The sequence below is a fragment of the Amycolatopsis sp. NPDC058986 genome (genome assembly GCF_042741125.1).
GTDB lineage: Bacteria > Actinomycetota > Actinomycetes > Mycobacteriales > Pseudonocardiaceae > Amycolatopsis.
Map to the genome: position 1 here is coordinate 1,886 of NZ_JBHYJW010000094.1, position 24,117 is coordinate 26,002.

25 protein-coding genes are annotated in these 24,117 nt (G+C 70.0%); 16 read left to right on the forward strand and 9 right to left on the reverse strand.

The window, feature by feature from the left end:
• Positions 1-412: 412 nt before the first annotated feature.
• Positions 413-889 carry an RICIN domain-containing protein gene (locus ACFW0G_RS42860; RefSeq protein ID WP_378331304.1) on the forward strand — a complete coding sequence of 159 codons (477 nt, stop codon included), beginning with the start codon at positions 413-415 and terminating at the stop codon, positions 887-889.
• Here the strand turns inward: ACFW0G_RS42860 and ACFW0G_RS42865 are convergent, their stop codons facing one another.
• The gene (locus tag ACFW0G_RS42865) at positions 890-1,963 is read right to left on the reverse strand and encodes a P1 family peptidase (RefSeq protein WP_378331305.1); all 1,074 of its coding nucleotides are present in this window, start codon (positions 1,961-1,963) and stop codon (positions 890-892) included.
• A 76-nt stretch (positions 1,964-2,039) separates the two neighbouring features.
• Positions 2,040-2,654, reverse strand: a complete 615-nt coding sequence (locus ACFW0G_RS42870) for a TetR/AcrR family transcriptional regulator (protein WP_378331306.1) — start codon at positions 2,652-2,654, stop codon at positions 2,040-2,042.
• Between the two features lie 138 nt (positions 2,655-2,792).
• Here ACFW0G_RS42870 and ACFW0G_RS42875 point away from each other — a divergent pair, with 138 nt between their 5' ends.
• A complete protein-coding gene (locus ACFW0G_RS42875) occupies positions 2,793-4,190 on the forward strand; it encodes an APC family permease (RefSeq protein WP_378331307.1) in 1,398 nt (465 codons plus the stop codon).
• On the opposite strand, the gene ACFW0G_RS42880 is transcribed toward ACFW0G_RS42875, so the two are convergent.
• Complete coding sequence (locus tag ACFW0G_RS42880) at positions 4,168-4,893, reverse strand: GntR family transcriptional regulator (RefSeq protein WP_378331308.1); 726 nt, start codon at positions 4,891-4,893, stop codon at positions 4,168-4,170. The two genes, ACFW0G_RS42875 and ACFW0G_RS42880, sit on opposite strands and share 23 nt — an antisense overlap.
• A 100-nt stretch (positions 4,894-4,993) precedes the next feature.
• Here ACFW0G_RS42880 and ACFW0G_RS42885 point away from each other — a divergent pair, with 100 nt between their 5' ends.
• Both ACFW0G_RS42885 and ACFW0G_RS42890 read left to right on the forward strand, forming a co-directional pair.
• Positions 4,994-6,193 (forward strand): FAD-dependent oxidoreductase, encoded by a 1,200-nt coding sequence (locus ACFW0G_RS42885; protein WP_378331309.1) that lies wholly within the window; start codon positions 4,994-4,996, stop codon positions 6,191-6,193.
• 13 nt (positions 6,194-6,206) lie between these two features.
• Positions 6,207-7,583, forward strand: coding sequence for a rhodanese-like domain-containing protein (locus ACFW0G_RS42890; protein ID WP_378331310.1), 1,377 nt, complete (start codon positions 6,207-6,209; stop codon positions 7,581-7,583).
• Here ACFW0G_RS42890 and ACFW0G_RS42895 read toward each other — a convergent pair.
• Positions 7,555-8,517 (reverse strand): Lrp/AsnC family transcriptional regulator, encoded by a 963-nt coding sequence (locus ACFW0G_RS42895; RefSeq protein ID WP_378331311.1) that lies wholly within the window; start codon positions 8,515-8,517, stop codon positions 7,555-7,557. The two genes, ACFW0G_RS42890 and ACFW0G_RS42895, sit on opposite strands and share 29 nt — an antisense overlap.
• Positions 8,518-8,661: 144 nt before the next feature.
• On the opposite strand from ACFW0G_RS42895, the gene ACFW0G_RS42900 reads away from it, so the two are divergent.
• Positions 8,662-10,128: a carboxylesterase/lipase family protein gene (locus ACFW0G_RS42900; RefSeq protein WP_378331312.1), complete on the forward strand. Its 1,467-nt coding sequence runs from the start codon at positions 8,662-8,664 to the stop codon at positions 10,126-10,128.
• A gap of 49 nt (positions 10,129-10,177) precedes the next feature.
• Here the strand turns inward: ACFW0G_RS42900 and ACFW0G_RS42905 are convergent, their stop codons facing one another.
• Positions 10,178-10,651, reverse strand: a complete 474-nt coding sequence (locus tag ACFW0G_RS42905) for a GNAT family N-acetyltransferase (protein ID WP_378331313.1) — start codon at positions 10,649-10,651, stop codon at positions 10,178-10,180.
• A gap of 276 nt (positions 10,652-10,927) precedes the next feature.
• Here ACFW0G_RS42905 and ACFW0G_RS42910 point away from each other — a divergent pair, with 276 nt between their 5' ends.
• Positions 10,928-11,170: a PLD nuclease N-terminal domain-containing protein gene (locus tag ACFW0G_RS42910; RefSeq protein WP_378331314.1), complete on the forward strand. Its 243-nt coding sequence runs from the start codon at positions 10,928-10,930 to the stop codon at positions 11,168-11,170.
• Between the two features lie 103 nt (positions 11,171-11,273).
• Here the strand turns inward: ACFW0G_RS42910 and ACFW0G_RS42915 are convergent, their stop codons facing one another.
• Both ACFW0G_RS42915 and ACFW0G_RS42920 read right to left on the reverse strand, forming a co-directional pair.
• Positions 11,274-12,533, reverse strand: coding sequence for a DUF222 domain-containing protein (locus ACFW0G_RS42915; RefSeq protein ID WP_378331315.1), 1,260 nt, complete (start codon positions 12,531-12,533; stop codon positions 11,274-11,276).
• Positions 12,534-13,121: 588 nt separating this feature from the next.
• Positions 13,122-14,069 (reverse strand): GlxA family transcriptional regulator, encoded by a 948-nt coding sequence (locus ACFW0G_RS42920; protein WP_378331316.1) that lies wholly within the window; start codon positions 14,067-14,069, stop codon positions 13,122-13,124.
• A gap of 177 nt (positions 14,070-14,246) precedes the next feature.
• Between ACFW0G_RS42920 and ACFW0G_RS42925 the strand changes: the two genes are divergently transcribed.
• Genes ACFW0G_RS42925 through ACFW0G_RS42935 form a run of 3 tightly spaced genes read left to right on the forward strand, consistent with a single transcriptional unit; the run spans position 14,247 to position 16,081 of the window.
• Complete coding sequence (locus tag ACFW0G_RS42925; RefSeq protein ID WP_378331317.1) at positions 14,247-14,705, forward strand: DUF2269 family protein; 459 nt, start codon at positions 14,247-14,249, stop codon at positions 14,703-14,705.
• A gap of 1 nt (position 14,706) precedes the next feature.
• Positions 14,707-14,955: a DUF3817 domain-containing protein gene (locus ACFW0G_RS42930; RefSeq protein WP_378331318.1), complete on the forward strand. Its 249-nt coding sequence runs from the start codon at positions 14,707-14,709 to the stop codon at positions 14,953-14,955.
• Positions 14,956-14,959: 4 nt separating this feature from the next.
• Entirely contained in the window at positions 14,960-16,081 is a 1,122-nt protein-coding gene (locus ACFW0G_RS42935; protein WP_378331319.1) for a PucR family transcriptional regulator, read from the forward strand.
• Positions 16,082-16,084: 3 nt separating this feature from the next.
• On the opposite strand, the gene ACFW0G_RS42940 is transcribed toward ACFW0G_RS42935, so the two are convergent.
• Positions 16,085-17,035 (reverse strand): alpha/beta hydrolase, encoded by a 951-nt coding sequence (locus ACFW0G_RS42940; RefSeq protein ID WP_378331320.1) that lies wholly within the window; start codon positions 17,033-17,035, stop codon positions 16,085-16,087.
• 58 nt (positions 17,036-17,093) lie between these two features.
• The gene (locus tag ACFW0G_RS42945) at positions 17,094-18,512 is read right to left on the reverse strand and encodes an MFS transporter (protein ID WP_378331321.1); all 1,419 of its coding nucleotides are present in this window, start codon (positions 18,510-18,512) and stop codon (positions 17,094-17,096) included.
• Between the two features lie 26 nt (positions 18,513-18,538).
• On the opposite strand from ACFW0G_RS42945, the gene ACFW0G_RS42950 reads away from it, so the two are divergent.
• The 7 genes from ACFW0G_RS42950 to ACFW0G_RS42980 all read left to right on the forward strand — a co-directional run bounded on the left by ACFW0G_RS42950 (position 18,539) and on the right by ACFW0G_RS42980 (position 24,082).
• Positions 18,539-19,090 (forward strand): CGNR zinc finger domain-containing protein, encoded by a 552-nt coding sequence (locus ACFW0G_RS42950; protein WP_378331322.1) that lies wholly within the window; start codon positions 18,539-18,541, stop codon positions 19,088-19,090.
• A gap of 103 nt (positions 19,091-19,193) precedes the next feature.
• Complete coding sequence (locus ACFW0G_RS42955) at positions 19,194-19,631, forward strand: hypothetical protein (protein WP_378331323.1); 438 nt, start codon at positions 19,194-19,196, stop codon at positions 19,629-19,631.
• Positions 19,632-19,682: 51 nt separating this feature from the next.
• Positions 19,683-20,942: a sensor histidine kinase gene (locus ACFW0G_RS42960; protein ID WP_378331324.1), complete on the forward strand. Its 1,260-nt coding sequence runs from the start codon at positions 19,683-19,685 to the stop codon at positions 20,940-20,942.
• 76 nt (positions 20,943-21,018) lie between these two features.
• Positions 21,019-21,669, forward strand: coding sequence for a response regulator (locus ACFW0G_RS42965; protein WP_378331325.1), 651 nt, complete (start codon positions 21,019-21,021; stop codon positions 21,667-21,669).
• 32 nt (positions 21,670-21,701) lie between these two features.
• Positions 21,702-22,487, forward strand: a complete 786-nt coding sequence (locus ACFW0G_RS42970) for a GntR family transcriptional regulator (protein ID WP_378331326.1) — start codon at positions 21,702-21,704, stop codon at positions 22,485-22,487.
• A gap of 1 nt (position 22,488) precedes the next feature.
• Complete coding sequence (gene rfbB / locus ACFW0G_RS42975; protein ID WP_378331327.1) at positions 22,489-23,481, forward strand: dTDP-glucose 4,6-dehydratase; 993 nt, start codon at positions 22,489-22,491, stop codon at positions 23,479-23,481.
• Between the two features lie 142 nt (positions 23,482-23,623).
• Positions 23,624-24,082 (forward strand): DUF6294 family protein, encoded by a 459-nt coding sequence (locus ACFW0G_RS42980; protein ID WP_378331328.1) that lies wholly within the window; start codon positions 23,624-23,626, stop codon positions 24,080-24,082.
• The last annotated feature ends 35 nt before the right edge of the window (positions 24,083-24,117 follow it).

Here is a 24,117-nt window from a genome sequence, read left to right on the forward strand (position 1 = left end):
TTTTTTTTGCTCCGCGGGCGTTTTGGTGGACTTCCATGTCCGCTCGGCGTCGGTGGCCCACGTCGGGCGTGGATGCCCGCGGTGCATCCACCGCACTCGGGGACACCCTTGTCACCCTGGCGAGCGAGTCCCACGCTCGTGGGTCCGGGTTCCTCAGTGACGGCCGAGTTCCGCATTAGCGATACCCGGGGGTTTGAATACCTATGCGTGGGCGGAGTATTCGGCGAACCGATATGGGCACGGTGTGTTCCGTTGTTTCACCTACACCGGTGAGTAATACGGAAAACGGGAAGAAGCCGGGTTATTCCCAGAGGGGTCGTCCCACTATCGGGGACTGTTCCCGCGCTGCGCCCGGCGAGGACACTGGCCGGGGCGATCAGTGTTCAGGGTGGGAAAAACTCGGGGAGAAATGATGAAGATTGTTCGTGCGTTACTGCTCGTCCCGGTTGCGGCGATGCTCGCCACGGTCGGGCTGGCCGCCTCGGCGAGCGCCGAGGAAGCGGGGATTTCCGATGCTGTCAACAGGTTCGAGAACGCCAAAAGCCATTGGTGCATCGACGACAGCATCCCGGCGGGGCTGCGCACCTTCGGCTGCAACACCTTGAAGTTCCAGCAGTTCAACGTCCATGTCTGGAACGACAAGACCCGGCAGCTGAAGAATCTCGCCACTGGGCGGTGTCTCGACGACAGCGACCAATTCGGCCTCCGCCCGCTGGCCTGCTGGCCGGGCGGAAACCCGAATTCGAAGTACCAGAGCTGGGTGGTGACCAAATCCGGCAAGTACCTGCGGTTCCAGAACCAGGCCACCAAACGGTGTCTCACCGATATCGGCGGCGGCAAGCTCGTCACCAGGCCGTGCTCGGCCGACGACAACCAGAAGTGGAGCTGATCAGCTGACGAGTTCGAGCAGGCGGGGCACCGGGAGGCCGGGGGAGCGGTGGCCGGCGCGGCCGATCATCGTGTCGGCGGCGAACAGCGCGTTGAGCACCGCTTCCTCGACCGCGTGGACAACGGCCTCGAAGAAGACGTCGAGCCGGTTCCACGGGATGAACCGCAGCTGCTCATAGCCGGGCTCGCCGTCCGGGAAACCGCTGGTCAGCGCGCCGGGGTTGCCGGTGGAGAACGCCAGGAAGATGTCACCGGAGAAATGGGACCCGGTGGTGCCGGTGCGGGCGAGGCCGAGCGGGACCCGCCGCGCGAGCGCCGTGCACTGGTGGGGCAGGAGCGGCGCGTCGGTGGCGATGACGACGATGACCGAACCGGCCCCCGGCGGCGTCCGCCAGTCGGTGTCCTCCATCGGATTGTCGTCGGCCAGCGCCGTGCCCGCCGGTACGCCGCATACGGTGAGCTCCCGGCGGGAGCCGAAGTTGGCCTGGACGAACGCCCCGACGGTGTAGCTGTCCGGCCCGTGCGCGACCATCCGGGACGAGGTGCCGCTGCCGCCCTTGAAGGCGTAGCAGTTCATCCCGGTGCCGCCGCCGACGGAGCCCTCGGCGATCGGGCCGGACCGCGCGGCGTCGATCGCGGCCATCGCGTGCGCGGGCTGGACGTGCGGCCCGTTGATGTCGTTGAGGTAGCCGTCCCAGGTCTCGGCGACCACGGGCAGCAGCCACTGCTCGGCGAGCGCCGGCTTCTCGCGGACGACCCAGTCGATCACGCCGCGGTGGCACGGGCCCACGGCGTGGGTGTTGGTGATCAACACCGGCAAGCGGAGCGATCCGGTTTCGCTGAGCCAGGACGTGCCGGTCATCTCGCCGTTGCCGTTGAGGGAAAACCAGCCCGCCGCGCACGGTACGTCGACGTCCGCCCTGCCGCGCGGGAGGATCGCGGTGACCCCGGTGCGGACGGCCTCGCCCTCCACCAGCGTCCGGTAGCCGACCTCCACACCCGGCACGTCGGTGATCGCGTTGTGCGGCCCGGTCAGGCCGGGCAACGGAAGGCCGAGTTCGCGAGGCCTAGTCATGCGATCGCCTCGCTCCGCGAGACAGTGTTGAATCCCTTTTGGCGCATGATATCCATGATTCGCTCGCAAGCGTCGCTCATGCGCGGGAACCTTCCAGATCACAGCCGGTCGCGTCGCAGGCGTAGGCGAGCAGCAGGTTTTCGGCTTGGCGGGCGTCGAAGGTCGGCACGGACTGGGTGAGGTGCAGGCCGATGCCGTCCTCGAGCATGACGAGCTGACGGGCGACGGTGGCCGCGTCGCGGGTCAGGGTGAACACGCCGGTCGTCGCGCCCGTTTCGAGAATGGTGGAGTACAGCGCGACCTGCCGTTCGCACAGCCGGATGTGCTGCGCGGCGTAGGCGGGATCGCGGCGGGCGAACGCGCCGAGTTCGTAGAGCAGGACACACAGTTCGTCGTCGCGACCGGACGGTAGCCCGGCGCGGATCATCCCGAGCAGCTTGCGCCGCGGATCGGGCTCGCGCCGTGCGGCCTCCTCCCGGTCGACGCAGAACCGTTCGACGGCTTCCCGCTGCACCTCGCGGAGCAGATCGGACAGCGCCGGGAAGTAGTAGAGCACCGAACCGGTCGACATGTCCGCCTGCTCGGCGACGTCCCGCAGCCGCAGGTCGACGACGCCGCGCCGCAGGACCGCCTCCCGGGCGGCATCGATGAGCTCGGCGCGTTTCTCGTGCGCCCTGCTGGGTCTGGCCATGTCGGTGATTCTCTACACAAGAGTCAGAAAACTCAAGACCTGACCTCCGACACGCAGTCGTTACCACTGAAGGGGTTGACGTGGGCGCGGTCACAGTTCTTTGATGCACTCTCAAAGAACCCGGCTCAGGAGGCATCCATGGCCGCGCACCTGCACCGAGGCCTCAAGCTCCTCGGCACCCTGTTCATCACCCTGTCGGCGATCTCCCCGGCGTCGTCGGTCTTCATCATCGCCCCTGGCGTCGTCACCCAGTCCGGGACGGGTGCGTTCCTGGCGTTCGTGATCGCCGGCGTGGTCGGGGTCTTCATGGCCTTCGTCTACGCCGAACTCGGCTCGGCGTATCCGCTCAGCGGCGGCGAATACGCGATCGTGGCCAGGACCTTCGGGCGCCTGCCCGGATTCGTCGTCCTCGGCCTGTTCATGGTCTCGCAGCTGCTCATCATCGCGGTGATCGCGCTCGGCGTCGGCACCTATCTCTCGGTGCTCTTTCCCGGTCTGCACGCCCCGACGGTCGCGGCGGTGACCACGGTCGTCGCCACCGTGCTGGCCGTGTTCGACATCAAGCTCAACGCCTGGGTGACCGGGACCTTCCTGGCCATCGAGATGATCGCGCTGGTCGTGGTGAGCGTGCTGGGTTTCTGGCATCCGCAGCGGTCGCTGGCCGAGCTCACGGTGCATCCGGTCGTCTCGGGCGGGAACGGCACGGTCGTCGCGGCTTCGATCGGGCTGATCGGCGCCGCCAGCGCGGTCGCGCTCTTCGCCTACAACGGGTACGGCGCGGCCGTGTACCTCGGCGAGGAAACCCACGACGCGCACCGCGGAATCGCCAAGACCATCCTGTGGGCGCTGGGCATCACGGTCGCCGCCGAGCTGATCCCGGTCACCGCCGTGCTGCTCGGTTCGCCTTCGCTGCCCGACCTGTTCGGTGCCGAGAACATGATGGACTACTTCATCACCGCCCGCGGCGGATCGGTGCTGAACGACGTCATCAGCCTCGCCGTGGCGCTGGCCATCCTCAACGCGGTCCTCGCCATCGTGCTGGTTACCGGCCGGATGGTGTTCAGCACCGGCCGCGACGCCGCCTGGCCGTCGCCGGTCAGCAGGGCACTGGCGAAGATCCATCCGCGCTTCGGCAGCCCGTGGATCGCCACCCTCGCGACCGGCGCGGTCGGCACCGCGTTCTGCTTCGCCGACAAGACCTTCCTGCTGGTGGTCACCTCGACGACGATCATCGCCGTGTACGCCGCGCTCTGCGTCTCGACGATGACCGGGCGCCGCAACGGTTCCACCGCGCACGCCGCGTACCGCATGCCGTGGTTCCCGGTCGCCCCGATCCTCGCGCTCGTCGCCATCGGCTATGTCGTGTACCAGAACTTCCGCGACCCCGAGATCGGCCGCCCGAGCCTGTTCGTCACCCTCGGGATCGCCGTCGTGTTCGCCCTCTACTACCTGTTCGTGCTGCGGCGCCGGGGAACCTGGGAACTCCAGGGCGCGGTCGACGAAACGCCGGAGGTCAGCTCCCCGCCGCGCCGGTGAACGTCGCGGTCAGCGTGAACCGATCGCCGCGGACGAGCGTGTGCCGCCATTCGACCGGGACGCCTTTGGCGTGGCTGAGCCGGTGGATCGACAGCCCCGCCGAACCGGGTGCGCAGCCGAGCGTCGCGCAGTCGGCGGGAGAGAGAACGACGGCGCGGATCGTCTCCCGGCCCCGATCGAGCCGCAGATCCGCGCAACGCGCCAGCACGGCGTAGACGCCGGTGTGCGTGAGATCGGCGTCGAGCAGGCAGGCCGCGCGATCCGCCGGAAGCCAGACCCGGTCCAGTGCGAGGGGTTCCTCCCCGGCCAGGCGGAGCCGTTCGACGTGGACGAGCGGTGCGGAGCCGTCGAGCCCGAGGTGATCGGCGATGACCCCGTCGACGTGCACCTCGAGCCTGCGGACCACGCTGCGCTGGGTGCGCTCGGTGGTGCGGACGGCGGCGTGCAGGCTGTAGAGACTGCCCAGCGGCTGCTCGACGTCGCGTGTCGGGTGCAGCCGCGGACGTTTTCCGCGTTCGGCGCTCACCACCCCGTCGGCACGCAGCTGGGCGAGCGCGCGGCGCACGGTCGTGCGGCTGACCCCGTATTCGGCGACCAGTTCGAGTTCGCCGGGGAAGCGTTCGGCGAATTCCCCGGCCCGCAGCCGTTCGAGTACCGCGTTCTGGACCTGCCGCCACAGGGGTTCACGGGCGGTGCCTGCCATCACTCTCCCCGGGTCGAAATGTCCCTACATTTGGTTGAGCCGCGAAACGACCGCACCTTAACGTTTCCTCCCGGACATTCGGTCCGGGGAGGTGGTCCTGGTGAGGAGAACACGGCACCGCGTCGTGATCATCGGCGGTGGTACCGCGGGAATCACTGTCGCGGCACGGCTCCGCCGGGCGGGCCAGAACGACGTCGTCGTGGTCGATCCCGCTGTCACGCACTACTACCAGCCGCTGTGGACCCTCGCCGGTGCGGGGCACGCGCCGATCGAGGAGAGCGCACGACCGCAGGCGTCGGTCATGCCGCGCGGGGTGCGGTGGATCCGGCAAGCGGCCGAACGGGTCGACCCGGATGTCCGTGAGGTCGTGCTCGCCGACGGGAGTGTTCTCGGCTACGAACAACTGGTGCTGTGTCCCGGGATCCGGCTGGACTGGGACGGGATCGCCGGCCTGCGTCCCGCACTCGGAATGGACGGTGTGGGCAGCAATTACGCCTACGAGTCCGCGCCCGCGACGTGGAACGCCATCCGGAACACGCGGTCGGGCACGGCGGTGTTCGCGATGCCCGCGGGCCCGATCAAATGCGCCGGCGCCCCGCAGAAGATCGCCTACCTCGCCGCGGACCACTGGCGGCGCGCGGGTGTGCTCGGCGCCGTCGACGTGCACCTGGTCCTGCCCACGCCCGGGTTGTTCGGCATTCCCGAGTACGCCGGCGTTCTCGCGGAGGTGGTGCGCCGCTACGGCATCACTGTGCACTTCGAGAGCGAGGTCACGGCGGTACGGGCGGACGTCCGCGAACTGACGGTACGCAGTCTCGCCACCGGCGCGACGTTCGCGCTGCCTTACACGATGGCGCATCTCGTGCCACCGCAGAGCGCACCGGACTGGATCCGGAAGAGCGGGCTGGCGAGCCCGGACGATCCCGGCGGATACGTCGAGATCGACAAGCACACCCTCCGGCACGTCCGCCACCCCGGCATCTTCGCGCTCGGCGACGCCGGATCCTCGCCCAACTCCAAGACCGGCGCGGCGGTGCGCAAACAGGCCCCGGTCGTGGTGGCGAACCTGCTCGCCGCGCAGCGCGGCGCCCCGCTTCCGGCGAGGTACGGGGGATACGCGTCGTGCCCGCTGACGACCGCGCGGCGCAGGACGCTGCTGGCGGAGTTCGACTACTCGATGCGCCCGGCGCCGAGCATCCCGTTCCTCGACACCACGAGGGAACGGACCGACATGTGGTACCTCAAACGCCGCGGGCTGCCGTTCCTGTACTGGAACCTCATGCTGCGCGGCCGATTCTGAACAGGAGAATTCCTTGTCCGGCACCGGAAACCTGGTCTTCATACAGTACTATGTGGACTGTCTGTCCCAGGCGTCCTACCTCGTCGGCGACCGCGGCACCGGGCGCGCCGTCGTGGTCGACCCGCGGCGGGACGTCAGCGGCTACCTCGCCGACGCCGCGTCGCACGGTTTGCGGATCGAGCGGGTCGTCGAAACCCATGTACACGCGGATTTCCTTTCCGGGCACCTGGAACTGGCCGCGGCCACCGGTGCGCGGATCTGCTACGGCGACGCCGCGCGCGTGGACTTCCCGGTCGACCCGCTCGCCGACGGACAGCGCATCTCGCTGGGCGACGTCGAGCTGGAGATCCTGCACACGCCGGGACATACGCCGGAATCCGTCAGCATCGTCGTCTGGGATGGTGAGGCCGTCCCGTACGGCGTGCTGACCGGTGACACGCTGTTCGTCGGCGACGTCGGCCGTCCCGATCTGCTGGGCGCGGACGGCTGGTCGTCCGACGCGCTGGCCAGGGCCCTGTACCGGTCGGTGCGGAAGCTGCTCACCCTGCCCGACGGCACCCGGGTCTTCCCGGCACACGGCGCGGGTTCCGCGTGCGGAAAGAACCTTTCCCCCGAAACGAGCAGCACGATCGGGGTGCAGCGGAGGGCCAACTACGCACTCGCCCCGATGACCGAGGACGACTTCGTCCGGACCGTCTGCGAAGGGCAATCGCCCGCGCCCGCGTACTTCGCCTTCACCTCGGTGCGCAACCGCGAGCAGCGCCCTACCCTCGCCGAGCACGAGCCCGTACCGGATCTGCTGCCCATGGAAGTGGGCCCGGACGCGGTCGTGCTCGACACCCGGGACGCCGCCGAGTTCGCCCGCTCCCACCTGCCGGGCGCGATCAACGCCGGACTCACCGGCCGCTTCGCCGAGACGGCGGGACAGGTGCTTCGTGCTGAAGATCCTTTGGTGCTCGTCTGCTCGCCGGGCAAGGAGACCGAAGCCCGGAACCGCTTGGCACGCATCGGTTTCGACCGCGTCATCGGCTGCATCGACGCCTCGCTGGCCGCTGGGCAGGTGGCCGTGCGGATGACGCCTGCGGACCTGGCCGACGTCCATCGCGAACGGCAGGTCGTCGATGTCCGTAAGCCGGGGGAGGTGCGGGCGAGCGGTGTGGTGCCGGGCGCGGTGCTTCTCCCGCTGCCGGAACTCCTCGACCGGCTCGGCGAACTGGACCCGGAGCGGCCCACGGTCGTGTACTGCGCGGGTGGTTACCGCTCCTCTGCCGCCGCGTCCCTGCTGCGGGCGCGCGGGTTCACCGACATCACCGATCTGGAAGGCGGCTTCACCGCCTGGTCCGGTTTCGCGGTGGGGAGCGCTAGCCGAGCACCGTCCCGGCGCGTTTGACCGCGCGCAGCACCGGAGTCAGTTCGAACTGGCTGATGTCGGGCAGCTCGCCGAGCGTTCCGGTGATCACCTCGTACAGCTCGTCGACGTCGCGGGCGACCAGAGTCGCCACGACGTTCGAGCTGCCGCTGGTCACCGCGACCAGCCGGGTCGCCGGTTCGGCGGCGAGCAGCCCGCCGGCGCGAGCGAGCCCGGCGGGCCGGACCGACAGCCACAGCACGGCCTCCATCCGGTAGCCGAGCAGCTCGGCGTCCACCTCGGTGGCCAGCCGGATGATGCTGCCCGCCAGCAGCCGGGCCACCTTGCGCCGGGCGGTGGACTCGGAGATCCCGGTGGCCCTGGAGAGATCCGAGTACGGCGTCCGGCCGTCGGCGGCGAGGAGTTCGACCAATCGCAGGTCGATACCGTCCTGTTCGGACGGCGTCTTCGGCGGATCGAAGACGACGGCGGGGGCGAGCGCGGCGGTCTTGTCCTCGTCGAGGAGCGGGGCTCGCCAGCCGAGCGACTCCGGGAAGATCTTCAGCAGCCGGTGGGTCCGCCACGACGTCACCGAGGTCATCGCGGGAAGCTCCTTGAGCAGCAAGGAACGCTGCTCCCGTGGGCCGGGGACGAACACGACCGCGTAGACCTCGTCGCCGCCTTCGAGGTAGAGCACCTCAAGCGTGCTCGACAGCGCCGCGACCGCGTCCGCGACCAGCGGTGTACGCCCCGGCTTGCATCGCAGCCGCAGCACCAGCGGGACGACGCCGGGCAGGCACATCGGGTTGCGGACCGCGGTCACCCGGACCGCGCGGCTGCCCAGCAGTGGTCCGGCGTGGCGGACGATGGTGCGTTCCGAGACACCGACGGCGGCCGCGACCCGACCCCAGCTCGCGCGGCCGTTCACCTGGAGGGCGGCGACCAGCTTGCGGTCCACGTCGTCGAGGGTGGGCATGGGGCGAGCTTACGTCGTTGTCGCGTTTCCGTCTGTATGGCTGATGGGATGTCGTCTTTCGTGCATCAGGGGCGGCGTCAGGGCGCCGGTGAGTCTCCGCCCGGGTTGTGTGGAGGTAGAGCGAGCGAAGCGCATGGAGGCGACATGGCCGAGCAGGACGAGAACCCCGTGGTCACCATCGAAACCGGTGCGGTGCGCGGGTGCCGGGACGGCCGGGTGGCGGCGTTCCTCGGTATTCCGTATGCGGCGGCACCACTGGGAGCACTGCGGTTCGCCGCGCCGGAACGACCCGCGTCCTGGGAGGGCGTCCGGCCCGCCGATCGCCCGGGCCCCGCGCCGATCCAGTCACTCGCGGGGGTGCCGGGCGGAGCCGTTCCGGCGGCGCTGCCGGGAACGTCCGAGGACTGCTTGACCGTGAACGTCTGGACCCCGGCGGCCGAGCGGGGCGACCGGCTGCCGGTGCTGGTGTGGCTGCACGGCGGCGGATTCGCCACCGGCGCGGGCTCGGCCGCGTGCTACTCGGGCCGGGAACTCGCGCACCGGGGCGACGTCGTCGTGGTGACCGTCAACTACCGGCTGGGTGCGCTGGGATACCTGTCCTTGCCAGGGCAGCGGCCCGGCGCCAACTTCGGCCTGCTGGATCAGGTCGCGGCGCTGGAGTGGGTGCGCGACAACGTCGCCGCGTTCGGCGGGGACCCGGCCAGGGTGACCGTGGCGGGGCAGTCGGCGGGCGCGTGCTCGATCCTCGCGCTGGCGACCATGCCGCACGCGCGGTCCCTGTTCGGCAGGGCCGTGCTGCAGAGCGCACCGTTCACCATGGACGGTCACGATCTCGCCCGGGCCGAGGAGGCCACCAAGATCTTCTGCTCCTGCGCGGGCGTCGGCGAAGACATCGAGGCCTTGCGCTCGCTGAGCGCCGAGCAGGTGCTGGCGGCCCAGCTGGAGACGGCCCGGCGCTGGGACGCGCCCAGCTACGAGGACCGGGCCTTCGTGCCGGTCGTCGACGGCACGGTCCTCACCACCGCGCCGGGGCGGGCCGCGCTGGCGGGCAGCTTCGACGGGATCGACCTGATGATCGGCTGCACGGCGGACGAAGGGCTCTTCTTCCCCGAAGCGCAGTCGCTCTGGGCGACCGGCGAGCCGCCCCGGCTCACCGGCGACCTCGCCGAGGAGTACGCGCGGCTGGCGGCGGCCCGCCCGGCGGACCCACCCGCACGGGTGCTCGGCCAGGTGATCACGGACCGCTTCGTGGCCGGAAGCTTCGATCTCGCCGAACACCGGGCCCGCACCGGCGCTCCGGCACACGTGTACTGGTGGCGCCGCCCGGGTGATGACGCGGACGGACGGCTCGGTGCGGCTCACTGCGCGGAACTCCCTTTCCTGTTCGGCACTTTCGACGCCTGGCAGGGCTCGCCACTGATCGGCGGGACCGCCGAGGAGCACCGCTACCTCGTCGAACGGACCCAGACCGCCTGGCTTTCCTTCGTGGCCACCGGAAATCCCGACCCGGACGGTGTGCTCGGCTGGCGGCCGTACACCACCGGCGACCGGCTCGCGCTCGCCTTCGACGTCCCGGTCGAGACCATGTCCGATGTGGATGGACGGGGTTGAGCCGAACGGGTAAGAGGCTGGCCGCGCCCCGAGTAGGTTCAGATGGGGTTCAGTCAAGGCGAAGGATGGTCTCCTCGATCTCGGTCCTGCGAGCCGGCGCATACGCGGACTCGGTGCCGACGATCGTGAAGCCCGCCTTGCGGAGGACGCTGAGCGAGGCCACGTTGTCACTCGCGGCACGAGCACGCAGTGGCCGGACGGAGACTTTTTCGAGCAACAGCGCCAGTGCGCGGCTGGCGACGCCCTGCCCCCAGACATCGCGGTCGATCCAGTAGGTGATTTCGGTGTCGCCCTCGAGCACGAAGGCGGCGATACTGCCCACGAACCGTCCCCCACGGGTGATTGCCCAGTTCTTGGCGTCGGGGTCGGCGAGCACTCTGCGCATGTGGTTGTCGAACGCGTCGCGATCATCGGGATCCTCCGCGGTGAACGCGGCCATCCAGACCGACTTGGGATCACGCATGAACTCGAACAACGTCCCCAGATCGGAGTCCTCGATCGGGCGTAGCGCCACCTCGTGCATGTACCCACCTCCTTGCCGTAGTTCTGTCTCAGTTCCGCCTCGCCGGACAACCTAACGCCGGCCACCGACAATTCCGCGCTCGTCGTGCGCCGCCCGCGTCCGGGCTGCCGAGCGTGGAGGGGCAATGTTCCTTGGCCGAACGCGCAGCGTCCGCCGAATCGGACCTCGCGAGTGGGGACGGTGTGCCATCGATGTACCCGGAACCGCGGCGTACTGCGCCGCCGGCAGAGCCCCTGACGAGCCAAAGGATTGCCACTCTTCATGTCGGAACATCTCGTGAACGTCCTCACCGTGGGCCAGGGTTCGACCGATCCGGGGCTGGACATCCTCGGGGTGCTCATGATCGCTGTGAGTATCGGCTTTTTCCTTTTCTTTCTGGTGGCTCTGTTCGGCGTCCTGGGCTCGAACATCGGCTGCGGGGCGAAGATCCTGTGGTTTTTCGTGATTCTCGCGTTGCCGTTCCTGGGGAGTCTGCTGTGGTTCGTCGTGGGTCGCCGAAGCGCCGACCCACGGGCGTGAGCCGGGCCATTGGATCCTTGACGGAGTGCGGATGGCAGACGACCGGCGGTCCTTTGTGGACGCGAATGTCGCCGGTACTCGCGGAGCGGCGCGATGCGCAACACTAACCGGGGGTGGGTATGTGGAGGATGTTTCTTCGGGGGCTGCGTAGCGGGTCTACGTAGTCCGGTGGGATGAATTCGGGGAGTCCGTCTTCGGCGATGCGGACTGTCCAGTTGGCTTTGTGGAGGAGTCGGTGGTGGGCGCCGCAGAGTAGGACGAGATTGCGGAGGATGGTGTGTCCGCCGTGGGTCCACAGGGTTATGTGGTGGGCGTCGCAGTGTCGGGGTTTGCGGTGACAGCCGGGGAAGGCGCAGCCGCCGTCCCGGATGACCAGTGCTTTCCGTAGTGCTGGGGTGACGAGTCTCTTGGCGCGCCCGAGGTCGAGGGGTTCGCCTTTGGTGCCGAGGACGGCGGGGATGACGTGGCAGTCGCAGGCGAGCATGCGGGCTTCGGTGGCGGTGATGGTGCTGACCATGTCCAGGCACGCGGTGCCCAGCTTCGACTTCAAGTCTTCGAGCGTGACCGTGACCAGGAGTTGGGCGCGGTCGCCACCCGGCACGTCGGGCACGTTGGCGAGCATGGCGATGGCTTCGCCGAAGGCTTCCCCGTACCGCTGGGACGGTGACCGCAGATCCGGCCACTTGTCTTCCCCGGCGGGCCGTGGTGTGGCGAGAGGGTCGAGGATGGTGCTGAGGCGGGTGCCGGTGATGGGGTCGAGTTGGCCGTCGATGTCGTACCAGCCGTCTTTCCGCTGCCGCAACCGTAACTCGGGCTTGCGCTCTGGCGGGTCCGGGTCCTTGGGTTCTTTTCCGTCCTGGTCCATGCGGGCCAGGATTTCGTCGGCGGCCTTGACTACTTCCTGTGGTGTGGCGTGGCGGGCGAGTTCGACGAGGATTTTCTCGGCGCTGCTTCTGTCCTCTTCGGACACAAAAGCGGGGACCTTCTTGAGGAAGTGGAGGATCCGGTCGCTGTGGTGCGGCCCGATCTCACCGTCGAGTGCGGCGGCGCGTGTTGCTGGCGCGGTGGCGGGGAGTTCGGTACCGTCGATGTTGCGGCCGGGGTTCAACCCGTGGGCTCGGTCGAGGTATTTTTTGGCTTCACCCCGCGACATTCGTGCCATGTGCGCGAACCATGCCGCTGTCGACCCATACCCGTACAGCTCGGAGACGCCACGCGACTCGATCTCCGCGAGGAACTGGCCAAGCTCGGCGTCCAAGCGCCACAGGGACTCCAGTCGGGTACGCACCTCATCGGCGAGCGCACGACCGGATCGCCGCCACAGCTCCTGCGGCGGTTCCAGGGTGGACAGGTTCTCGGACACATCACCATCATACCGCAGTCGCTAGAACATACGTTCGACACGAACGGGTGAATTAAGGAGAGTTCATGGCCGCGACGTAGGGGCGATTCCTGGTGTGGCAAGAGTTATCGCGCGCAGGGATGTCTTCGGTGCGGACGAAGCCTGGGCTTGGTGAGATGCTCGTGGAGCGAATGCGCCGTAGGACGCCTTCGGGGCAGGGGCTCCGGTATGGCGCGCTCGCGAACGCTCCATACGAAGTGAACAACCTGGAGCCGCCGGTGTTCGGACGACTCGAATGTCCGGTGTGCGGGGCCGTCGTAGCGGTCGCTGGGGAATTGTCGTGCTGTGAAGCGATTGTCGAGGGCGCCGAGCGCTGTGAAGGCTCCCTTGAAGGGGTTCGGCAGGCTAGCGAAATGTGCCCTCTGGGATGTGGGGTGTCCGTGGGGGTCGGTGGCTCCCGTGGCGGCGATGCTTGTCGTGAACGCTCCGTTCGGGACGATCAACGTCCGCGACGCGTCGTTCGCGACAAGGACCGGCCACCGAGGAGCCGCCGGCCACCGGGAAGCACCGGCCCGCTGAGTCCCACGTCCGCGGTGACCGCGCCGGAACTTAGCCGCCCGATCGCTGGAAGGCGGCGCGGTAGCTGGTGGGACTGGTGCCGACCACACGTTTGAACCGTTCGCGGAACGCCGTGGGAGAGCCGAATCCCACTTGCGACGCGATGCGGTCGACCGGGTGATCGGTGGCTTCGAGCAGGTACTGCGCCTGGCGGACACGGGCGCGCAGCAGCCATTGCAGCGGGGTGGTGCCGGTCTGTTCGCGGAAGCGGCGGTTGAGGGTGCGGGTGCTCATGCCCGCCTGGCAGGCGACGTCCTCGAGTGTGAGGTCCCGTCCGGTGTTGTCCTCCAGCCAGCGCAGCACGGGTTCCAGTTCGGAGCCGCGCGGCACGGGTGGCTGGTCGTGCACGATGAACTGGGCCTGTCCGCCCTCGCGTTCCAAGGGCATCACGGACAGCCGGGCGGCGTCGGCCGCGACCGCCGAACCGTGGTCGCGGCGGATCATGTGCAGGCACAGGTCGAGGCCCGCCGCGGCGCCGGCCGAGGTGAGGAACTGTCCATTGTCGACATAGAGCACGTCGGGGTCGACGTCGACGGCGGGGTGGAGCCGGGCGAGGGTGTCGGCCGCGAGCCAGTGCGTGGTCGCGCGGAGGCCGTCGAGCAGGCCGGTGGCCGCGAGGATGAACGCGCCCGAGCAGATCGACGCGAGGCGGGTGCCATCGGCCGCGGCTTTCCGGAGGGCGTCGAGAACCTCCTCCGGGACCGGCGTGAGGTCCTGGCAGCCGGGCAGGATGATCGTGTCCGCCTCCGCCAGCGCCGCCAGCCCCCACCGCGGCCGGAGAGTGAACATTCCGGCGTCGACTATCGGGGTGGCCCCGCAGATCCGGACGCGGTAGGCGGGGCGGCCGTCGGGCAGCCGGGTGCGGGTGAACACCTCGATCGGCGTGGACAGGTCGAACGGGACGACCTTGTCCAGCGCGAGGATCGCGACGGTGTGCATGGCAACACCATAGGCACCCTCGCCATTCCAGCCAACTGTGCTGACTAGGAGGTTTACCGCTCTCTTCAGGTCAGATGCGGTGGCGAGAATCCGTTGAAAGGTGGCAATCCAGCCGCTTCTCCGGAACTTCGGCGATGGCTAGCGTCGGGCTCGCCGAAGCCGAGGAGGAAACCGCGCGTGACCAAGGTCCTGCTTTCGATCCACGTACTGGCCGCGATCATCGCGATCGGACCGGTGGCCGTCGCGGCCAGCATGTTCCCCGCCGCGACCCGCCACGCGCCGGCCGCGCCGGACCGCGACCCGGTCGTGCTCCGCACCCTGCACCGCATCTGCCGCGTCTACGCCGTGGCCGGGATCTTCGTCCCGGTGTTCGGGCTGGCCACGGCGAGCAGCCTCGGCGTGCTCGGCGACACCTGGCTGATCGTCTCGATCGTCCTGACCGCGATCGCGGCCGCCGTCCTGGCGCTGCTCGTCCTCCCCAGGCAGAACGCCGTGCTCACCGGCCTCGCGGCACGGAAGGAGCCTGACCGGAAGGCGCCCGCGCGGCTGGCCATGTACACCGGGATGTTCAACCTGCTGTGGGCCGCGGTCACCGTGCTGATGATCGTCCGCCCCGGCTCGACGACGGGGGCCTGACGTGCGGCCGTTGCGGATCGTGGCGGGCGCGGAGCTGGTCTCCCTGATCGTCCTGCTGGTCAACCTCGCCACCGTGCACTGGCCCGCGGTGTCCTCCCTCGTCGGGCCCCTCCACGGGTGCACCTACCTGTTCGTCGTCGTGCTCACCCCGCGCCTGCGCGAGGCGGGCACCCGGATCCGGGCGATGGCGGTGATTCCCGGCATCGGCGGGCTGCTCGTCCTGAGACAGCTCGCCCGCGCACTACGCTGAACCCATGAAGGGTCTCCTCCTGCGACTGTCCGCTGTGGACACTGATGCCGAGGCGGCGGTGCGGGTGATCGCCTACTTCGACGAACTGGTCGCGCACGGCGCCGGGCTGCCGGACCTGGTCCGCGCCACGGCGTCGCTCGCGGGATGCGTGGCGGGCCTGCGACACGACGGCGAACGGCCACTGCGGTTCCGCCCGGGCGGCGAGCGGGCCGACGGCGAGGAGCGGGTCTCGGTGGCCGCGGATCTCGGCGACGATCCGGCGGGCCGGGTGTGGCTGGAACGGACGGACGATTCGGGCAGGCTCGACGACCTCGTCCTGGAACGTTTCGCCATCGCGGCCCGGCTGCTCGCGCGGCCCGTGCGGACGAAGACGCCGCCACAGCTGGCCGATCCCGCGCTCGTCGAGCTGGTGCTGGGGGAGCAGGCGGCGGACGAGGACCGCGCGCGGGCGTTGCGTTTACTGGGATTGGACGCCGCGAAGCCGGTGCGGGTCGTGGCGGTCGGCACCGAGGACGGCGGAGATCCGGGCGCGGCGGCGGTCGCGCTCGTCGCACGGGTCGGGGCGCTGCCGCCGGTGCGGGTGGCGATGATCGGCGGGGTCGCGGCCGTGGTGGTCCAGCCACGGGCCGGTGCCGCCGTGGTGGTCCCGGCGCTGCGTGCCGCGCTGGCCGAGCGGGCCAGGGAGCGCAGTTCCGCCGGATCCGTCCGGGTCGGCGTCGGCGACGCGGTCGACGGGCTCGACGCCCGGTGGTCGTGGCTGCAGGCACGGCTGGCCGAACGGTTCGCGGTACCGGACACCGAGGCGGTGGTCGAGCACGGCGAACTCGGCCCGCTCACCCTGCTCGCGGAGATCCCGATCGAACGGCTGCGCGCCCACGACGACGTCCGTGCCCTCGACGCGCTGGCCGCGACGCCGACCGGAGCGGTCGACGTCGCGACGCTGGAAGCCTTCTGCCGCACGGGTTCCCTGCGGCAGGCGGCCGCCGTGCTGCACCGGCATCACAGTTCGGTGGCCGCCCGGCTCGCCCACGTCGAGGACGCGCTGGGCTGGCGGCTGGACGAACCGGACGACCGTTTCCGCGCCCGGCTGGCGTTGCTCGCCCGCCGCCTCGCCACTCAGGGCTGACCGTCAGGCCGGTTCCACGCCCAGCACCCTGGCCAGCACCGCGAGGCGCTCGGCCGCCTCCCGCTTGCTGATTTTCGCGTGCTCCACGATGGCGGAACCGTGGAACGTGCCGGGGAACAGGTGCAGTTCGACGGTGACCCCGGCGGCGAGCAGTGCCTGGGCGTAGGCGATGCCCTCGTCGCGCAGCGGGTCGAACTGCATTGTGGAGATGTACGCGGGCGGCAGGCCGGTGAGGTCGGTCGCCCTGGCGGGCGCGGCGTGGACGGGGACTCCCCCGGTGCCGCGCACTCCGGCGCCGAGGTAGTGGTCCCAGCTGAGTTCCGCGCGCGGCCGGTTCCACAGCGGGGTGTCGACGAACGCGCGCATGCTGGGCGTTTCGAGGCGATCGTCCAGTTCGGGAATGCCGAGGAACTGGAACGCGATCGACGGCCCGCCCCGGTCCCGTGCCAGCAGGGCGAGCGCGGCACACAGCCCGCCACCCGCACTCTCACCGTGGATCACGATCCTGGCCGGATCGACGCCGAGTTCGTCGGCGTGTTTCGCGGTCCACACCAACGCCGCGTAGCAGTCCTCGAGACCTGCCGGGAACGGCGCCTCGGGTGCCAGCCGGTAGTCCACGGACACCACCACGACGCCGAGTTCGCGGGCGAGGCCGACGTTGCTCGCGTGGTCGATCTCGAGGTCGCCGACGATGAACCCGCCGCCGTGCACGTCGAGGATCGCGGCGGGCGCGGCGAGCCGCTCCGGCGTGTAGATCCGCACCCGGACGTCCGGGGCGCCCTCCGGGCCGGGCACGAACTCCTCACGGATCGCGACGCCGGTGGTGTCGACATCGCCGTACAGTTCGGCGACCGCCTCGTTCAGCATCGACCGGGCGGCGGCCAGATCCGTGAGGTCGGTGTTCGGCAGCATCGGAATGGCCGCGGCGATCTCGGGATCGAATGCGTAGGTCACAGTGTCTCCACGGGGCCGGGAAGGGAAGTCCCATTCTCGTCGGCCACCGCCGCGGCGATCATCCGCCACGTGTCGCCGGGACGGCCGGAGCGGACCGACGATCGCGCGGTTCGCCGGTGTTCCGTGACCGGAGCAGCCACGCGGTCAGGATTCCGCCTGCCAGCGCGACTCCGCCGCAGAACACCAGCACCGTGCCGATCGCCCCGGTCGCGTCGGTGCCGTGGCCGCTGTAGAGCGTGCCGCACAGGGCGACACCCAGCGCGAGTCCGAGCTGGCGGGAGCTGTTCGCCGCCGCTCCCGCGGTACCCCCGAAGGCGGTGGGCACGGCGGCGATGGCCACCGCCGGGAACACCGGGGACACCATTCCCGCGCCGAGCCCGGTGAGTACCAGTGCCGGCAGCAGCGCGATCCAGTTCGGCGCGGCGAGCGCGGCGAGCCCGGTGACGCAGCCGAGTCCGATGAGGACGGTCGCGCCGCCGAGCACGAGGCCGGGCGGGAGGCGGTGCAGCCGGTCGCTGATCAGCGCCGAGGTCAGGAAGAAGACCACGACCTGCACGGTCAGCGCCAGCGAGGTGCCGGCCGGGCTGAGCCCGGTGGTGTCCTGCAACCACACCGAAAGCACCGGCAGCGCACCGAAAGCGGCGAAGTAGTAGGCGAAGGCGACGACCAGCACCCCGGCGAAAGCGGGGGTACCGAAGAGCTTCGCCGGGGCCATCGGCGCCGGATGGACGCGTTCGGCCAGTACGAACGCAACCAGGGCCACCACGGCGATCCCCGCGCCGAGCAGCGTCCCCGGTGCGGTCCAGCCGTGGTCGCCGCCGTTGATCACCGCGAAGGTCAGCGCCGACACGGTCACGGTGAAGGTGACGATGCCGGGGAAGTCGATCCGGTTGCCCGAGCGCTCGCTCTCCCCGAGCGACGTGACGGCGAGGACGAGGGCGACGACGCACAGCGGCAGCGAGACGAAGAAGATCCAGCGCCAGCCAAGGAGTTCGGCGAGCACACCGCCCGCCGCGGTGCCGATCGCGCCTCCGGCGCCCGCCACCGTGCCCCATACCGCGAACGCCCGTGCCCGCGCGCGGCCGGTGTAGGTGAGGCCGACGAGCGGCAGGATCGTCGCGAACATCGCGGCGCCCGCGACGCCTTGGACGGCGCGGGCGGCGATCAGCACGGCGACCGAGTCCGCGATCCCGCAGGCCAGCGTCGCCAGGCCGAAGGTGACCAGCCCGGCGAGGTAGACCCGCTTGCGGCCGAGGTTGTCCGACAGCGAGCCCATGCCGAGCAGCAGCCCGGCGAGCGCCACGGTGAAGACGTCCACGATCCATTGCCGGGCGCCGAAGCTGCCGCCGAGTTCGGCGCCGATGCGCGGCAGGGCCACGGTGACGATCGTCGTGTAGAGGATGAGCAGGAACGTGCCGAGGCAGGCGGCCACGAGCGGGCGCCAGGAGACGGGGTTTCGGTCGAGTGCGGGTCCCATGACCGGAACGATGGTGTAATGGTCTTGTGCGTGAGAACCATTACTACACGGAGATCCTGCGGCTGGTGACCGACATCACCAACGATCCACCCGCCGACCTCGCGGATCTCCGGCGGCGCTGTGCCAGGGCGTATCTCAGTCCCGACATCCCCGCCGGGCCGGAGGACCTCGAGGACATCCGCGCGCTGGGGGTCTGCTGGGCCGAGATCGTCGACGCCGAGACCGAGCAACGCCGTGTCGACCTGCTCAACGCGTTACTCGCCAAGGCCGCCGCCTATCCACGGATCACCAACCACGACGACTGCGCGGGCTGGCATCTGCACTACCGCGACGACGGCGTCCGGCTCGCCGCGGTGCTGCGCGCGGTCGTCGGCGTCGCCGCGGCACAGCATCTCACCGAGCTGGGCATGCACCGGCTCGGGCGGTGCGCGCTCGAAGAATGCCGGGCGGCGTTCGTCGATTTCACCCGCGGCGGCGCGCAACGCTACTGCACGCGCGTGTGCGCGAACCGGGACGCCGTGCGTCGCCACCGGCGGCGGACTCAGCCGGTCGGCGGAGTCACTCAGCCGACCGGCTGAACGGGACTTTCAGCCTTGGATCCGGGACATCGCCCGATGTCCGGCGATGGCGATTTCGCGACGCTGGGAGTGTCCACTTTCGACGTCGAGAAGGAAGAACGCCATGAACGCACGGACGCGGGCCGCCGCGCTCGCCGAAGAAGACCTGAAGCACCCGCGCAGCCTGACGGCGTTCCGCGGGCTCAATCTGCTCGTCACCGGCTACCTGGGCCTCAGCGTGCTGACGCTCGTCGCCATCTTTCTGCTTCGCGGCAACACCGCGATGGTGACCGACGCCGTCTGGGTCAGGGTGACCATCGTCGTCCTCAGCGCGTTGCTGACCTTCGCCTTCGCCAGGGGTGTCGCGCGCGGGTCCCGGCGAGCCTTCCTCCGGCTGCGCATCGTCTCGGGCGTCATGGTCGTCGCCATCGCGGTGATCATCGCGATCCCCGGCCTGTTCCCGCTGTGGCTGCGGATCGAACAGGGCGTGTGCGGGCTGCTCCTGCTCGGCGTGGTGGCGATCGTCAACGGCAAACACCTCCGTGCGCTGTTCGGCAAGTAGGCCCGGTGCCGTGAGATCGTGGTGGGCGCGAGGTCGCCGAGGAGGGCGCAGATGAGCAGTCCCGCGCTGGACCCGGGGGAGCAGCTGAAGCGCCCGGTCATCACCGTCATGCCGTACGTGCTGCTGGCGGCGCTGGTGGTCTTCACGGTGCTGGTCAAGCGGTCCGAGCCGGACACCCTGGTGTTCGACGTGGTGCTGTGCGCGCTGTCGGCGGCCTGGATGCTGGGGATGTTCACCCTGCGACCCGCCTGGCGGCACCGGCCACTGGTGATGGCCGTGTTCGTCGTCGTCCTGACCGCGCTCACCCTGCTGCTGGCGATCCGCTCTCCGTGGTTCGGGGTCTTCACGCCCGCGTTGTACGTCTACGCGTTCCGGCTCCTGCCCTGGCCGGGGCAGCTTCCGTGCGTCGCGGCGGTGGCGGTCGTGGCGGGGACCGCGCAGGCCTACAACGTCGAGAAGACCACGGTCTTCGGCTGGCTGGTCTACGCCGCCGTCGTGCTGGCGAACGTGCTGCCGTTGTGCCTGTTCGCCTGGTTCGCCTGGCGCGCCGACCTCCAGAACGAGGAGCGGAAGCGAACGCTCGCGGAGCTGGCCGAGGCCAACCGCAGGCTCGAGGCGTCCCTGGCGGAAAATGCGGAACTGCAGGAGCAGTTGCTTGCCCAGGCGAGGGAGGCGGGCGTGGTCGGCGAACGGCAGCGGATGGCGCGCGAAATCCACGACACCCTGGCGCAGGGGCTCACCGGGATCATCACCCAGCTGCAGGCGGCCGAGCACGCGGCCGACGATCCGGAAGGCTGGCGCGGGCACGTGCGCACCGCGACCGGGCTGGCGCGCGAGAGCCTGTCCGAGGCGCGGCGATCGGTGCACGAACTGCGCCCGGCGCCGCTGCAGGCGGCCGTGCTGTCCGAGGCGGTGGCGGAGGTCGCCGAGCGCTGGTCGGCACTGCACGGGATTCCGGCCCGGGTCACCACGACCGGGCAGGCCCGCCCGATGCGACCGGAGGCGGAGTTCGCGCTGCTGCGGGTCGCGCAGGAGGCACTGGTCAACGTCGCCAAGCACGCGGGGGCGACAAGGGTGGGCGTGACATTGTCCTATTTGGACACGGAGGTCGCGCTGGACGTCCGGGACGACGGCAGGGGTTTCGAGCAGGCGGTGGAGGGCGGTGCGCGGATGGACGGCGGGTTCGGGCTGGTCGCGATGCGCCAGCGGATCGAGGGACTGGCGGGTACCGTGCGGATCGAATCGGAACCGGGGGCGGGCACTGCGGTCTCGGCGTCCGTCCCGGCCGAGCCCGCGGGAGCGCACGCATGAGCGAAGCTTGCGAGCGAATCATGGATATCATGCGCCAAAAGGGATCGAGCACTGTCTCGCGAAGCGAGTCGATCGCGTGACCGGCACCGAAGGCCCGGTCACCCTGTTGATCGTCGACGACCATCCGGTGGTCCGGGACGGACTCGCCAGCATGTTCGCGCGGGATCCGGAATTCGCGGTGCTCGGGGCGGCGGCCGACGGCGCCGAGGCGGTGCGGCTGGCCAAGGAGCTGGCCCCCGACGTCGTCCTGATGGATCTGCGGATGCCGGGGATGGACGGGCTGGCCGCGATCACCGAACTGGCCAGACAGGGCGTCACCGCGCGGGTGCTGGTCCTGACCACCTACGACACGGACAGCCACGTGCTGCCCGCGATCGAGGCGGGCGCGACCGGATATCTGCTCAAGGACGCGCCCCGCGACGAGCTGCTGCGGGCGGTCCGGTCGGCCGCGCGGGGCGACGCGGTGCTCTCGCCCTCGGTGGCCGCCCGGCTGATGAGCCGGTTCCGGGCGCCGGCGACGGGACCGTTGAGCCGCCGCGAAATCGAGGTACTGGAGCTGGTGGCGGCCGGGTCCACGAACCGGGAGGCGGCGGCGAAGCTGTTCATCAGCGAGGCCACGGTCAAGAGCCATCTGCTGAACATCTACGGCAAGCTCGGCGTCGGCGATCGCGCCGCGGCCGTCGCCGAGGCGTTCAGCCGGGGTCTGCTGAAGCCGGGGACGCCGTGACCCATCCTGTCATTTCTGTATGATACAGGTTTATGACAGGTTCGCGGTCGCAGTGGCTCGCGGGTGAGCTGCGGGAACGGATCGCGCTCGGCGACCACGGCCCGGCCGGGGCGCTGGAGAGCGAGGCCGAGCTGGGCCGCCGTTACGACGTCAGCCGGGTGACGGTCCGGCGCGCGCTCGAACAGCTGCGGGACGAGGGACTGCTGGCCTCCCGCAAGGGGGCGGGCTGGTACGTCGTTTCGGGCATGTCGTTCGGGCAGTCGCTGGCGCTGGGCACGTTCCAGCACGCCTCGTCGGCGATCGCGGACGCCGGGGTCCCGCTCGTCCGCACGGTCGTCGAGTACGGCTACGGCGTCCCGCCGCGCGGCGTCGCCCGGTTGCTGGCCGTTCCCGCCGACGCCGAGACACTGCGGGCCCAAGTGGTGCGGCGCGCGGGCGCGACCCCGCTCGACGTGGTCACCGAGTGGGTGCCGCTGGCGCTGGCGGCGCCGGTCAGCCGGGCCGACGCGGAACATCCGGGGATCTGGGAAACCTTGCGCCGCAACGGAAACCAGATCGCCACCGTCCGGCAGAGTATCGCCGCCGCGACCGCGGGGCAGCGGGAGGCGGAGCTGCTCGAACTGCCGGAGCACACGCCCGTCCTGCTGATCCGGCGGCTCGCCGTCGGCCAGGACGGTACGCCGATCGCCCTGTCCGAACACCGCTACGCGGGTCACCGCTTCCGGCTGGACGTGGAGTTCCGTGGCTGGCCCGCCACGGCGGCCGCCGAACCACCCGGCGTGGCACCGAACATCCCCGAACCGGACCAGGAAGGCTGACATGCGGATACTCGTCACCGGCGCGGCCGGCTTCATCGGCTCCCACTTCACCCGGCACTGGGTACACGAACATCCCGGCGACCACGTCGTCGCCCTCGACGCGCTGACCTACGCCGGCAACGAGGCGAACCTCGCCGACGTGCGGGACCGGATCACCTTCGTGCGCGGGGACATCGCCGACGCCGAACCGGTGCTGCGTGAGCACCGCGTCGAGGTGATCGTCAACTTCGCGGCCGAGTCGCACAACAGTCTCGCCGTGCTCGATCCCGGATTGTTCTTCCGCACCAACGTTCTCGGCACGCAAAGCCTGCTGGAGGCCGCCCGCCGCGCCGGGGTGGACCGCTTCCATCACATCTCCACCTGCGAGGTCTACGGCGATCTCGCGCTCGACGCCGAGCAGGCGTTCACCGAGGAGTCGCCGTACCGGCCGCGCACGCCCTACAACGCCAGCAAGGCCGGGGCCGACCACGCGGTCCGCGCCTACCACGAGACCTACGGCCTGCCGGTCACGATCACCAACTGCGCCAACAACTACGGCTCGCACCAGTTCCCGGAGAAGGTGCTGCCGCTGTTCGTCACGCACGCGCTGGACGGCAGGCCGCTGCCGGTCTACGCGTCCAAACACCACCGTCGCGAATGGATTCACGCGCTCGACCACGCCCGCGCCGTGGCGGCGGTGCTCGAGAGGGGCCGCGTCGGCGAGACCTATCACGTCGGCACCGGTGTCGAGGCGAGCGTGGACGAGATCGCGGACCTGGTGCTGGCCGAGCTCGGCATGCCCGCGTCGTGGAAGAAGGAGGTGCCGGACCGGCCGGGACACGACCGCCGCTATCTGCTGGACTCCGGCAAGATCCGCCGGGAGCTCGGCTGGCGGCCCGAGGTCGAGTTCGGCGCCGGGGTGCGGGAGACCGTCCGCTGGTACGCGGACAACCGCGACTGGTGGGAACCGCTGCGCGGACGTTCCCCGGTGACCGAAGGGGCTTGGGCTTCTTAGCCGCCCGGCCGGTGCCCGGGACGGGCAGGAGAGTCCGGACGCGCACCTGCCCTTTGGGGTGCGTGATCCGCGCCCCGGCGACGACATACTCGCCTGGTGCGGGGAATTCGCCCCGTCGATGGTAGTCCGCATAGGGGAGAACATGAAGCGTAGGACCCGGGTGCTCAAGCCCGCGCTGGTCACCGCCGCCGTCGGCATCGCGCTACTGGCAGGGGTTCCTGCCGCGCAGGCCGCCGTGGCGGATCCCGGCCCGGCCGGGGCCAAGAGCACGCTCGAGGTGAAGAGCGCGGTGTGGGGCGAGCTGCACGTCGGCGACTGCCAGCAGAACAACGGCACCATGGTCATCCGCTCGGACGGGACGGGCGACTGGAGCGCGACCACGTTCACCTATCACACGCACTCCGGTGACATCTGGCACTCGAGTTTCGACTTCTACACCACGGCCGGGTATCACCTGTTCGGCGCGGGCACGTTCGACAGCCCGCGCATGAACGACGGGAACCCGCCGCCGAAGTACAACTGGGGCGGGCACTTCACGTTCAACCCCGCCGACTTCAACGGCGTCGACATCTACAAGACCATCCAGCACTCGCGCTGCTGATCGGTCCATTGTGGACGTAGCGGGCGGCCCGGCGC